Raw genomic sequence first — 12,102 nt, 5'->3', positions numbered from 1 at the left:
AGCATGCCGCGCGCACCGAAAGTCAACCTGTCGGGTTTCGATGCATTCCGGCATGAGAATCGACTACGGGCGTGTATCGACCACCGACCAGAACCCTGACGGGCAACGCGACGCGCTCACCGCGGCCGGCTGCGAGCAGATCTTCCTCAACAAGGCCTCCGGCTAATTTAACCCTCGACCTTGATCAACTTCTACGCGCCCGGACAGCGCCTGATCGGCTCGACCACGTTCCGGACGAGCTTGCCCCCTTGGCCGCCATCGCGAGCGCGGCTCGGAGCCGACAGGCTCGATCAGCCGATCGGTGGAGCGAGGTATTCCAGCGCATAGCCGTCGCCGGAGGGGGTTACGCGGGCGATGCCGGGTGAGTCGAGGTGGGCGCCGGCTACGAAGTGGTGTGGTTGGGTCAGTTGTTCGAGGAGGGCCGCTCGTGCGGCGCGGGCCTGGGACTGGTTGCCGTCGAGCTCCCAGGACACGTTCGGCTGATCGAATTGCAGCGTGGGAACGTGAACGGTGTCGCCCCACGCGAGAAGGTGACCGGTGCCGCTCCTGACGTGGTAGACGGTGTGACCGGGTGTGTGGCCCGGCGTCGGGATCGCGGTGGTCCAGTTGTTGATCGCGACCGTCTCGGACACGGGTACGACCCGGTCGCGGATCGGCTCGAGCCGCCCCGTGAATACCGAGGTGTCGCCCGCGCCGATCCACACGCGCTCGAGTTCGGTGAACGCCTCTGAACCGTCCGGCGCGATCAGGCCGCTCACGTGGTCTTCGTGCTTGTGGGTGATGGCCACATCGGTGACATGCGCGCGGTCGATTCCCGCTTCGTCGAGCGCGTCGTAGATCAATCCCATGGTGGGGTCGTGCCATGCGTTGGACGCGCCGGTGTCAATGAGAACCGACCGCGTGCCGTCGGTGACGAAGAAGGCGTTGACCGACAGCCGCAAGTTGTCGCCGGCCAGCGGCACGGCGGCTGGCAGCTCCTCGAGCGTGCGACCGTCCTCGTCGCGGAGCCGTGTCGGCGGCATGTCGATGTACCCGTCTCGCAACGAGATCACCTGCAGATCGCCGAATTCGAACGTGGCATGGTGCTGGCCACTCGAGATCAAACGCATGGAACCTCCGTCGTGTTGAGCGCATATCGCGTGTCTCCGATAGAAGACTATATCTTCTTTAGAAGAAATCTACACTGTGGGCAGCGAGGTACCCATCGATCGAGGAGCACGGGTGGTCGAGCAAGACGAAAACACGGCCGAACCACAGCACGGTGACGACATGGCTGGCGCGTTCGGCGGTAACGTGCGGCGACGCCGCGAGGAGGCGGGTCTGACGCTGGAGCAGCTGTCCACACAGTCGTCGGTCAGCCGGGCGATGCTGTCCAAGGTCGAACGCGGTGAGAAGAGCCCGACGATCGGCGTCGCGTCTAGGATCGCCCACGCGCTCGACGCGTCGCTCTCGGACCTGATCGGTGGGGCAGTTGCTGCCGCGTCTGGTGTGGCCGTTGTCATGCGCAAGAATGATCGCCCCGTTTTCCGTGACCCGGAAACCGGCTTCGAGCGGCACATGGTGTCAGCGGCCCCGGGCGCGGGAGGAGCCGAGATGGTCGTCCACTACCTCCCCGCACAGGTCTCTACCGGGCTGCTGCCCGCGTATCCACCGGGTACGGAGAAACAACTCGTGGTGCTCGAAGGCACTCTCACCGTCGCGATCGGCGGGATCAGCGAGACCCTGAACACAGGCGACTCCCTGTTCTTCCAGGCCGACGCGGACCACGGCTTCGCCAACCGAACGAACGCTCCCTGCGAATACATCATGGTCATCTCGCGCAGAACCTGATCGGCCGCAGCAGGCACATCGGAGACCACCGCCCACACCCCCAAGCGTCAGTCGTTCGCTCGGTAGCGGCATTATGGTGCGTTCGTTCGAACGTGCACAGTCGCCGGTTTCGAACCGCGAGCTGTGTGGCATGCCGAGGCGCCCGTCATGACGATTCGGGGTATTTGGAGTTGAAACAGGGCGGGTCATGGTCGGGCCGGCGTAGACGGACAGTCGAGCGGATCGACGCCGGTGAGTGCCGAGCTGGCGGCCCACACTCCGGTGGCGGTGTCGAGGTCGGTCATATGCGCGTGGGGTGTTTCCCGATGCGGTTGTCCGCGGAGACCGAAAACCCTTGGCCCCCATAGTTGCCCGCCGGTGATCTCGGCGTCCAGAACGGCTCGGACAATGCTTTCGGCCCCCGCGTGTTTGCCGTGCAGTACAACACCTGCGGGCAGCCCGCGCAGGCGCTGGGTGGTGGTGCGCACGAACAACGGTGGCCGCGACGGGGTCAGCGAGTCCAGGGCACCGCCGGGATGGACGACAATGCTGGCGGTGCCGGCACCGCGTGCGCGCAGACGACGATCCAGTTCGAAACCGAATAGCATCTGGGCCAGTTTCGATCGCCCATAGCTGCGCTTGGGCCGGTAGTCGTACTCGGACTGCAGATCGGTGAGATCCAGCCGCTCCGACCGCGCGGCGAAGCTGCCCACCGTGATCACCCGACTGTTCGCGGCGGCCGTCAGCATCGGCGCAAGATGAGCGATTAGCGCGAAGTGCCCGAGATGGTTTGTCGCGAACATCAATTCGTGCCCCTGAGCACTCACGCGGCGATCGCGACCCGACAGCAGCACTCCGGCATTGAGCACGACCGCGTCCAGGCTATCGGCATCGAGGGCGTCCGCTGTCGCAGGCAGGGAGGACAGATCCGCCAGATCCAAGCGCACGCATCGCAGTCGTGCGCCGGGAACCTGTGCCCGGATCGCGCGCACCGCGAGGTCGCCCTTGGCGGTGTCACGGCAGCCCAGCACCACGGTGGCACCGTTGGCCGCCAGTTGCTCGGCGGTGAAATACCCGATGCCAGCGTTAGCGCCGGTAACCAGAATTGTTTTCCCCTCGGCCTGCTGGCCGCTATGCCACGTCATGCCATCGACCTTTACAGCGGGCTCTTGCACTGCCCTCACACGCCACTGGCATGCAGCCCCGCACAATTGAGTACCCCCTCGGCCCGCCGGGGTGGATCGACGCATGTCCGGAAATCAGCTACCTGATCGTGACCGCTGTGCTGTTCGTGCTCGGCACCGGGACGGTCTTTCTCAGCACCATCGCCAAAGCAGGCGATCTCGTCACCGCACCCCGAGCCATCCTCACCTTGACCGCGGTCGGCGCGCGCATCGCGCTATGAAGATCTGCGGCAGTCCCGCGTTCGGTAGATGATTAATTCCTCGACAGTCCATGAGAAGACTTCGAGCGGCTGCGGCGATGGTCTGCGTCAGACCGATTCGACGATCGCTGATTTCACCACCGCGCGGTCGACCAACTGCCTGACGCGCCTGCCCTGATCCGCTGCCACTACGGTCTTGGCTCCGGTGAACACGGGCTCGGAGAACATCGTCACCCGCAGCCCCTTCTCGACATGCAACACCAGATGATCGTTGCCCGGCGGCGTAGGGATGCGGTCGTACCGGCCGTCTTGGATATCCCGGTACATCAAATATGCGTATGCGGCGCCTCCATCAACGAACAGCTGCGCCCGCGGGTTCGTCTCCGACATCTGGGAGATGCACTGCTGGCTTGCAAAACTAGTCATCGCGTCCTCCTAGCTCCGGAATACTGCCTATGGTCAGCCCTACCGTGAGACCGCGAGAGTCCACCGGACAGTTTGCCCTGTTCATGGCCGGTGCGGACACGAATCGGCCGTTTCAGCTCCGGCATCGCCGACTTCCCAGCCGCCGAGTTCACCCGGCGACTGGGAAAGGTCCGGCCTCACGATCTACGGCACACCTACGCGGGCCGCCTCGTACGCGCGTGGGTGCCGATCCAGCAGGTTCAAAAACTGCTTGGGCACGCGTCGCTGCGGACGACGCAGCGTTACGCGAGCCTGGCTGATAGCCAGTGGGGGAGCGTAGGCGTGCTCGGTTAGTTGTGCTGTCTCATGCGGTTGGTACCACCGACAGGCCCGTTGAGGCAGCACGCCGGTACGCGGCCGAGTGAGCCGCAGCTTCAGTCACTTACCGCTTTTGGTGGCCACACCCAGGATCAGCGGTCGAACAATCGGGGGCTCTCCGCGCCACGACGCTTCCTGTACGTCTTCGAGCTCCAGCCCGCACGCCCGGATCAGCTCGAGAGTGGCGCGGTTGCAGTGGCAGCCCTCCGCGAACCGGCGCCACGGGCCAGCGAGGCGGTCCTGCCAATAGGCAAGTCGCCGCGACTCAGAACGTACGTGCTCGAGAAACAGCAGCTGCCCGCGGGGGCGCAACACGCGCTCGATCTCCCGCAACACCGGATCAGGGTCGTCGACGGTGCATAACACGAGAGTTGAGACGACCGTATCCACGGTTTCATCCGCGAACGGCAGTTGTTCCGCCGATGCGTCGAGCACACGCGCTCGACGTCGACTGCGAAGCAGTCTCCGCGCCAACCGCGCACGCATCGCGGGCTCCGGTTCGGTGAGGATCAGCTCGTCGAGACCGTCAGGGTAGTACTCCAGGTTAAGACCGGTGCCACTGCCGAGCTCGACAGTCCGCCCCCTCGCATGGCGGAGCAAATCCCGTCGGCGAGCGCCCATACCCGCCCTCTCGCCCACCCACAGCAGAGGGTCATACAGCGCCGCGAACACCCGGGCCCACGGGTCCGAGCTCTTCACCGCTGCCGCCGGCAAGGCGCCACTGCTCACAAACTCGACGGTACGCCGGGCGGGCATCCTCACGCATGTCCAGCTCATCGAGCAGGGCGGCAGCTGCCGGAGGTTCGGCAGGGCGGCGGCAGTCAGCGGTGTGCCCTGGAGGAGGGTTTCGGTGCGTCCAAATCCGCAACAGGGTTACCTCAAGTGGCGCAGCCAGCAGCGGTGAAACCCGCCTCACCCCAAGTGCATAGGCTGTGGTCGCGGTCAGCCGTAGGGAGGCGGGTAGCGGTTGTAGGGGTAGCCACTCGGGCACAAGAAGTGCGAGCAGCCTGTGGAGTCCCCGTTTGCGACAACCGCTCTGCTGTACGGGGGACACTGGGGCCCATTAGTCGGGATGTCTTGCCCGACAAAGAGGCCGACGACCGTCCCACCACCGAACTCAGTGAGTTGACTGAATCGAATCGGAAAGTTCCCTTGGAAGGCCCGATCCAACGGAATAGCCGGTATTGTCCGCGTTCCGGTCCACTCCCACGGAACCTCGCCAATAAATTGCTGTTCGATGTTGACGAAGATAAACCGAACTCCTGAGAACGGGGAAAGTACACCAGGCGGGTCGGGCACCGGCTCCCACGAAAAACGCCATGGGCCGTTGTAGATCATGGCGGCGATATCCGGTCCGGAAGGCTGCGCGTTGATCTCGAATGCTGCCACCGGATTCACACACTCCGGTGGCCAGGTCCCGGCGTACTCTATTGCGCGATTTACGTTGGTCAGTGGCAGGTCTATGTCCCCATAACGCGCGACCCACTGCTGCGCAGCGTCCAGTGCGGAGCCCTCTGCTGGATTGCCGCGCGCTTCCACTCGAGCGAGAATTCCGGCGAGCGTTGTCGGCTCCGGCGGTTGTGCGACGCCACCCGGTGAACCGGTAATGGACGCCCCGACCATCAGGGTTGAGGCGATCACCCCCCAACAGCGACTGTGCAATAGCATTCCAACCACCCCTTGGAAGCAAACTATCAGTTAACTATCATTAGACGTCTGGTGTCAGCCCTATGCAACCAACGAGTTGGACACGTACGACAGGTCCGTAAGATTTCGGTTTTGCCTGGGATGTTGCGGAAGGCCAACTGGCCATAGCCTTCTCACTCTGCCCTTTGTGAAGCGGCTCCACTCAAGCATGGCCTGGGAACCGCTCGGCACAAGACGAATACGTATATCCTTGCCCCTTGTCGAGAGACCGTCGCCCGCCGCAACTGAGCCCGTAGTTGTGTGCCACAGGCGCCGGGGTGGCCGCATACGCGGTCTGGTTCCACAGCCGGTCACATGCACTCATCGAACCGCTGTAGCAGCCTCGAGCAAGACCCGGCCATTCAGGATTGTAATTGAAGCACTTGCAGTCCGGTATCGGGTCAGCGGCCGGAAGCGGGATCGTGGTCCGTAGCGCGTTCGATGACGTTGAGCTCGGTACAGCTGTCGGATCAGGCTTGGGCCACAAAACGACAATAGCGCCGATCGCGGCGGCCAGGAGAGGGACCGCGACGCCAACAACCCACCACCTGTGTTTGCTGTTCTCGGACATGTGAAGTTCACTCGCTTCTTTAGAGGAATTTCTCATGTATTTGCGGAAAATGGACATACGAATGATCGCGTCCAAATTCCATTTACTTTCCCGCCGCCCCGGCGACAGTGTCACCGGAGAGTAAAGGCTACTGGTCAGCCCGAGCGACCCGCATGCGATAGTGATGCCAACCATTTTCAATGGCACCCCCCATTATAGGATTTCCCGGGAGCCTCTTCATCACCCAGCCCGAACCGCGAAATCCATGCGCTCATCCTACGCCTGCAGTAGGGCCTGCGTGATCATTCCGCGGGCGCAGGAACCACCCCACCAAAACGTTCCAAAGCCAAACATATGATGCAAATGACGGGGAACGTCAGCAAGGGCGCGTTGAGGTAGGTCGTCGGTCTCGTGCCATCCGCAACCGCCGCTGCTCCGGCGTGCCCTGCGCCCCGGCCGGACCGGAGGGAATCTTCATCGAGGGCCTTGGTCCCGGCATCCAGGAAAGTCTGCTTCCACCTACCCACCGATGCCGTACTCATCCCGCGCCGCCGCGCGGCCTCTGCGGCACTCATCTCCCTGGACAGCACCGACATAGCGGTGGCCTGGCCGATTGGGAAGAGAAGGCGGAGGGCGCCCTCCGTGAAGAGCAGTATGAGGTACGAGTCAGCAGGGTGGATCTGCTCTCTGCCTGACGCACAACGAAAGCCGCCATCATCCTGAACAAGGACCCCAAACTGCCAAGGTGGTCCAGGGTCTCAGAGGGGATTAGGTTCGCGGCGGGGGAAGGTCGAGCTGTTCCAGCCGTTTCGGCAGACAATCGCGTCGTACCAGGCTGGCAGATAGCGCAAGTGCCGCTCGCGATCGCCGTCGCCTGCAGGCAACCTCAGTAGGCGCTGATGGACAGCGCTCAACAGACCTACGACTTCACTGTGGCGAAGCGCGAACCCAGCAGTGCCTACGTTTGCCCCGAGGACAGACTCCCAGCCCTTTGGCAACGGAGGTGGCTTGGGAGTTGATGACGCGGTCAAGGATTTGGTACAGGGCGGTGGCTGGGTTGACTGCGTCCGCCATCTAGCTCCCCTTCTTGGTCCCGCAAACCGTGCCTGCTCCACGTTTGCTCCATGAAATGACCGTGGAGCAGATGTGTTGCGATAACGAAACTGGTATCTAGCTGGTAGTTCTTCGGTGGGCGCAGAGGGGTTCGAACCCCGACCGCTGGTGTGTAAAAGCGCGCCACATCGTCCAGCAGGTACCGCCCGGTCCATCCCGTCGAGGTCAGAGGCATGAGAACGTCCAGCCAGTACCGCTGTGTCCGACCCGTATCTGCCTGTCTTGGCAAGGTCTTGGCAAGTTCGGGGGTGCGCCGATCACGCCTCTGACCTGTGCGAATCTGTGGTTGCTACACGGCGTAGGTGTCGCGGAACGCTTCACGCACCATGGCCGCGTCCGCGACATCCCGGTGTTCGATACCGGAGACCACCTCGGATACGCGCCAGTAGTGGGAGGGCACCAGGTTGCCCGAGGTGACCACGGCCAGCGCCACGTCCGCCGCCTCATCAGGCTTGTCGGCGGCGACCAGCGCCAGACCCAGGTCAAGGTTCGCCATCGCGATGCGACGCGGGCGGGCGGATGCGGCCCCCGCCAAATCGGCGAGTACGTGCCGGGCGTAGGACTCCGCCGCCGGATCACCGAGCCACGCCAGCGTGGTGGCCACATAGGCATCCGATTTCGCTGGGTCGTAGCGGAAATGGTGTTCGGGTCGATCAGGCGTGCTCAGCCCGGATACCATCCTGGCGACCTTGCGCAGCGCCCCGTAGGTGCCTTTGCTGTCCCCGAGCCGCGCCAGAGCACGGCCCTCCTGAGCAGTCGCCTGGATGAACGCCGAACTGTCTTCCGGGGCAAGGGACTGCGCGGCGCGCGCTAACTCGGCCGCTGCCGTGAACTCACCGCCGGTCAGTTGCTGCCATGCCCGTGTTTCCAGGCACCATGCCGCGATCTCACGGTGTCCCGCTTCGTCCGCGAGCTTCCAGGCCAGGTGTCCGCGAGCCGCTGCGGCGGAGATTTCGCCCAAGTCGATGTGGCAGGTGCTGCCCAGCAGCGACAGCCAGCCGACCGCGACCAGCAACCGGCGGTGTTGGGTCAGGGTCTTGCGGCTGTCCATCAGGCGTCCGGCATAGCCGAGATGTTGCCGTATGCGCATGAGCAGTTCGCCCGGCGGAGTCATCGGGTATCCCGCCGCCAAGTCGTCCACCGCCAGCTCCAGGCGGTCCAAAGTGTCTCCACCGAGGTCCGACGCGGCAACCCGATGAATCCATTCCGCCGCTGCCTGCTCACCATCGGCTGGTTCGTTGAACAGCGATGAGCCGATGCCCAAGGCATCGGAGTAAGCGCGGACGTGTTCCGGTCGGATCTGGCGCTGCCCGGTCTCCAACAGGCCGAGCAATGCCTTGGAGTAGTGAGTTCGCGCCGCCAGCGCGGACAGGCTGAGCCTCGCCGCCTCGCGCGCAGCGCGCAGCCGGGCACCGGTAACGGCGTCCGACTCATCCATAAGACCAGCCTAACGTGCGTAGTCCGGCTGTAGACGGTTGTAGCCGTCGAAGTACTCCATTCCCCAAAGTCGCACGCCTAGCGTCTTTTTCAGCCCCGCCGCCGGGTGATGCGAAGTCCTCGGCGGTGGGAGCTTGCCAACGACAGGAGGGTTGCGGCATGGATGCGCTCGGCTGGATGGACCCGTGTTCGCCGGTACCCGAATGGGACTCGGCTCAAGTGCGCCGCTTGGCGCGCCGGTTGGGATACGTGCTGCGCTGGGCCGACACGGGCTCGGTACTGAGTCTGGCCGAACAGGCTGAGGCATCAGGTACCGACGTGGTGTTGCTCCCGAGTTCCGGCCATATCGACGCGGCGACACTGAATCGACTGATGGGTGCGTGCGACATCGAATGCGCCTGCCCGCGTGAGACTTTCGCCCGCTGGTCGCTCATCGACGGAGTGCGCCGATGAGTGCCGACATGTGGATCATGCTCGGGTGGGTGATCGTGTTCGGCCTGCCCCTGACCGTGGTGTTCGCGGTGATCTTCTGGCCCGAGCGCATCCCGAAAGACCGTACGGTACAGGCGATCCGGCAGCGCATCGAGGACGAAGGCGGACGGTAGGCCGCGTCGAGCTGAAGTCGGCGTCGATACCGAACTTGATGACCGTTGCCGCATATATTGGCCAATATGTGCGGTAACGGCCGATCCGCATCGATTCGCCGTCGAGCGCTTCTCGCCGCCGATGTGGAGCAGGTGACCGGCCAGGGCTCGGACTCGAGGCATGGCGAATTCGATGTCACCTTCGATATGACGCGGCAATGCCGGAGACTCCCCGAAATGCTCGATGTCCTCCGGGCTGGCGCACCGCCAGGCATTGCGCAGCCGTTCCAGGGGCGGGACACGCCGTATTCGTCGTAGATCCTGAGGCCGCACCTTTCCTGCGGTCTACAGATTCGCGGCCTAGTTGCTGATTCCTGTGTGCTGGGCGGCTCACGGTGTGTGCGTGGTGCGACGGTGTCGCGCGCCGTTCTTCGCGAGCTGACGCTCGCGCGGTCCGGCGCACGGGGCGCTGTCTGTTCCCTCCGGTATGGGCACAGGGTGCAGACGATGCGGGTTCGCGGTCTACCGGATTCAGGTGAAGCCGACTCGGCCTGTGCCTGGTGGGATTCGGATCGATACACGCGAGTCTGGCGATTCCTTCGGGGGCAAATTCCGTACGAGCACGTCATTGGGTACATGCTGGCTCTATGGCTGTGTTCGAGGACGGTGACGTCGAAGCGCGGTTGCTAGCTGTCGAAGCGTGGATCGCTGCTGGGAAGCAGGTCATCGTTATTGGGGACCTGAGCTGGGAGACGGCCTTGACCGATGTTCGCCGGATGGCGGTCAACTACATTCTTCGACGTCAACTCGAAGCCCTCGACGCCACCGTGGTGCTGGCCAAGGCTGGGCTCGGGCATTTGGCTGTCGGGTTCGTCCGGCCAGCGCTCGATGAGTTGCTGTGGATGCTGTGGGTAAAAGACCTACCACAGCAGCACGCGCAGGAACTTCTCACTGCTATGGGACGCTCCGACGGCATTCGGTCTCTAATGGCCCAGCGTGTCTATGTCGGCGACGCGGTGATGCAGGAGCTTTGGTATCCGGTGGCATTCCTGGATGCCCAGAAGAAGCAGCAGACTCTCTTGGAGGGTGTGCTGCAGGGGTTCCGCAAGCAGTACGGCTGGCAACGCGGCGTGTTGCCAAGTGCCAGTTGGGTTGCGAAGCAGAGTGGACACGAGGATCTGTACGACTACCTGCACGCCGCCGCGAGCCGTGCCCTGCACTTCTCGATGGGCGAAGTGCTTCGCCATTTCTGGGGTGATCCTCACGGGAAGTTAGGCGCACTGAAACCGGAGTTTCGCGAATACCGGGCCAGCTTCGCGCTCTACCAGCTACCCAAGCTTTTCATCGATACCGCGAGTGCCTGCGCCGACTTCTTTGAAGATGCAGGGCTCCTGTCCGGGGATGAAGCTCTACTGGAACCCTATTTTGCGGCAGGGAGGATTGTCGCCCAGTTCGCCGCTGTGCCACTCGTTGATGCCAACGAATGGAATCTGTCGCCGAGTGGGCGACAGCCTTGGCCAGACGGAAACCCTCCGGCTGGCCGCCTCGACTACTGACACTGTGGCGCTGCGCGAGGTGCGCACCCGGGGTATGGGTGTGGTGCCGTTCCTGCGGCGGTTGGTCCACGCCACGACACCGACGATCTGCTGCAACGGCCAGGTGGTGGCGCCGCCACACCGCCGATGCGTCAGATCAGGGCCGAGAGCAACAGCGCTGACAACCACTGACGTAGGGCTCGCGGGGCTAGATGACGCGCGGGCAGGCAACCGAGGCGGGCTCAACCCAGCCCGCACGGGTCCGGTACAGCCGTCCCGGCTCGGCGACGACCTTCGACCTGGTACACGGGCCGCCAATCATCGAACACACTTTCGATGAATCCACAAACTAGTCGGTCGCAAAGGGTGGGCTGCTGTGCCGACAGGTTCTATTTGTCACATGCAGGCGCTGGTTGTCACCAGCCTTCCGGGGCGGCCTGCCGGCGCGTCGAGGGGTCAGTGTTCACCTGCGAGACGGTCGAGCCACTCTCGGAGGAGGTGTTGTTCGGCGGTGGTGAGCGTTGTTTCCTCGGGAAGGTTGGCGCGGAGGGCGCGGGCCGCGCCGGCCGCGCCGGTGTCTTGGATGGCCGGGCGTTCGTTGGTGACCGCGGTGACCATGGCCTCTCGGAGTGCGGTGAGCAGGGCCGGGTCACGGTTGGCTTCCGGGAAGGACAGCCAGGTCAGGACCGCACCCCGGCCGGTGGCGTGAATGATCCCGGCCGCAAGTTGTTCGTCGACACGCAACCAGCCACCCGCGGCGAGGCGACGGACCCGTCCGCGCAGAATTTCCAGTCCGGCCCGGAATGCGGCCGACTCGGTGCCGGCAGGTTCGCTGTACATGAGGGTGTAGAGCGCGGGGTTGGACAGACCGAACTCGACCGCAAGGTCCCACCCGGCCCGAAGGTCTTCGATGGGATCCACGGGGTCGGGGTCGACGTGTTTGCCGGCGACGAATTTCGCGAAACCGTACTCCGCCACCGCTTCCAGCAGCCCGTCCTTGTCACCGAACAGCCGGTAGATCGCCGGTGGCTGCAACCCTGCCAGGTCGGCGACTGCGCGAGTTGTCACCGCATCGCGACCCGCGCGCTCCAGCAGGTCGGCGGCGGCTTCGATGACGCGTTGCCGGTGTTGTTCGCGAGTCGACGCCGTGCCGTCGGGTCCGACGGTGGCGTCGTTCCTGTGTGGCGTGGGCGATGTCATGAATTAACGATATCGCTTGAC

Annotated in this window: 13 protein-coding genes; 7 read left to right on the top strand and 6 right to left on the bottom strand. The window is 64.0% G+C overall.

Annotated features, from left to right (window positions below; translation table 11 throughout):
- Positions 1–52 precede the first annotated feature (52 nt).
- Positions 53–166, top strand: coding sequence for a recombinase family protein (locus ACIBJI_RS25485; RefSeq protein WP_364345482.1), 114 nt, complete (start codon positions 53–55; stop codon positions 164–166).
- A gap of 124 nt (positions 167–290) precedes the next feature.
- Here the strand turns inward: ACIBJI_RS25485 and ACIBJI_RS25480 are convergent, their stop codons facing one another.
- Positions 291–1,022, bottom strand: coding sequence for an MBL fold metallo-hydrolase (locus tag ACIBJI_RS25480; RefSeq protein WP_397086214.1), 732 nt, complete (start codon positions 1,020–1,022; stop codon positions 291–293).
- A 199-nt stretch (positions 1,023–1,221) separates the two neighbouring features.
- Between ACIBJI_RS25480 and ACIBJI_RS25475 the strand changes: the two genes are divergently transcribed.
- Positions 1,222–1,830 (top strand): helix-turn-helix domain-containing protein, encoded by a 609-nt coding sequence (locus tag ACIBJI_RS25475; protein ID WP_397086212.1) that lies wholly within the window; start codon positions 1,222–1,224, stop codon positions 1,828–1,830.
- A 185-nt stretch (positions 1,831–2,015) separates the two neighbouring features.
- On the opposite strand, the gene ACIBJI_RS25470 is transcribed toward ACIBJI_RS25475, so the two are convergent.
- On the bottom strand, positions 2,016–2,954 hold the full coding sequence (locus tag ACIBJI_RS25470) for an SDR family NAD(P)-dependent oxidoreductase (protein ID WP_397086210.1): 939 nt from the start codon (positions 2,952–2,954) through the stop codon (positions 2,016–2,018).
- Between the two features lie 50 nt (positions 2,955–3,004).
- On the opposite strand from ACIBJI_RS25470, the gene ACIBJI_RS25465 reads away from it, so the two are divergent.
- The gene (locus tag ACIBJI_RS25465; RefSeq protein WP_397086208.1) at positions 3,005–3,214 is read left to right on the top strand and encodes a hypothetical protein; all 210 of its coding nucleotides are present in this window, start codon (positions 3,005–3,007) and stop codon (positions 3,212–3,214) included.
- 87 nt (positions 3,215–3,301) lie between these two features.
- Here the strand turns inward: ACIBJI_RS25465 and ACIBJI_RS25460 are convergent, their stop codons facing one another.
- Positions 3,302–3,619 carry a hypothetical protein gene (locus ACIBJI_RS25460; RefSeq protein WP_364345471.1) on the bottom strand — a complete coding sequence of 106 codons (318 nt, stop codon included), beginning with the start codon at positions 3,617–3,619 and terminating at the stop codon, positions 3,302–3,304.
- A 90-nt stretch (positions 3,620–3,709) separates the two neighbouring features.
- On the opposite strand from ACIBJI_RS25460, the gene ACIBJI_RS25455 reads away from it, so the two are divergent.
- Positions 3,710–3,952 carry a site-specific integrase gene (locus tag ACIBJI_RS25455; RefSeq protein WP_364345469.1) on the top strand — a complete coding sequence of 81 codons (243 nt, stop codon included), beginning with the start codon at positions 3,710–3,712 and terminating at the stop codon, positions 3,950–3,952.
- 84 nt (positions 3,953–4,036) lie between these two features.
- Here the strand turns inward: ACIBJI_RS25455 and ACIBJI_RS25450 are convergent, their stop codons facing one another.
- Together ACIBJI_RS25450 and ACIBJI_RS25445 are read right to left on the bottom strand one after the other, a co-directional pair.
- A complete protein-coding gene (locus tag ACIBJI_RS25450; protein ID WP_397086206.1) occupies positions 4,037–4,705 on the bottom strand; it encodes a class I SAM-dependent methyltransferase in 669 nt (222 codons plus the stop codon).
- A 2,909-nt stretch (positions 4,706–7,614) separates the two neighbouring features.
- The gene (locus ACIBJI_RS25445; RefSeq protein ID WP_364345465.1) at positions 7,615–8,763 is read right to left on the bottom strand and encodes a helix-turn-helix domain-containing protein; all 1,149 of its coding nucleotides are present in this window, start codon (positions 8,761–8,763) and stop codon (positions 7,615–7,617) included.
- Positions 8,764–8,921: 158 nt separating this feature from the next.
- Between ACIBJI_RS25445 and ACIBJI_RS25440 the strand changes: the two genes are divergently transcribed.
- The 3 genes from ACIBJI_RS25440 (at position 8,922) to ACIBJI_RS25430 (ending at position 10,902) form a co-directional block, all read left to right on the top strand.
- Positions 8,922–9,215, top strand: coding sequence for a hypothetical protein (locus ACIBJI_RS25440; RefSeq protein ID WP_364345463.1), 294 nt, complete (start codon positions 8,922–8,924; stop codon positions 9,213–9,215).
- Positions 9,212–9,367: a hypothetical protein gene (locus tag ACIBJI_RS25435; protein ID WP_364345461.1), complete on the top strand. Its 156-nt coding sequence runs from the start codon at positions 9,212–9,214 to the stop codon at positions 9,365–9,367. Before ACIBJI_RS25440 ends, ACIBJI_RS25435 begins: the two co-directional genes overlap by 4 nt.
- A 626-nt stretch (positions 9,368–9,993) precedes the next feature.
- Positions 9,994–10,902, top strand: a complete 909-nt coding sequence (locus ACIBJI_RS25430; RefSeq protein ID WP_396958602.1) for a DUF5677 domain-containing protein — start codon at positions 9,994–9,996, stop codon at positions 10,900–10,902.
- A 435-nt stretch (positions 10,903–11,337) separates the two neighbouring features.
- Here the strand turns inward: ACIBJI_RS25430 and ACIBJI_RS25425 are convergent, their stop codons facing one another.
- On the bottom strand, positions 11,338–12,081 hold the full coding sequence (locus ACIBJI_RS25425) for a TetR/AcrR family transcriptional regulator (RefSeq protein WP_364345457.1): 744 nt from the start codon (positions 12,079–12,081) through the stop codon (positions 11,338–11,340).
- Positions 12,082–12,102 lie beyond the last annotated feature (21 nt).

The organism is Nocardia sp. NPDC050408, from assembly GCF_044458905.1.
Lineage (GTDB): Bacteria > Actinomycetota > Actinomycetes > Mycobacteriales > Mycobacteriaceae > Nocardia.
Note: the sequence above shows the minus strand (reverse complement) of the source record. Positions and strands in the feature narration are given on the sequence as shown.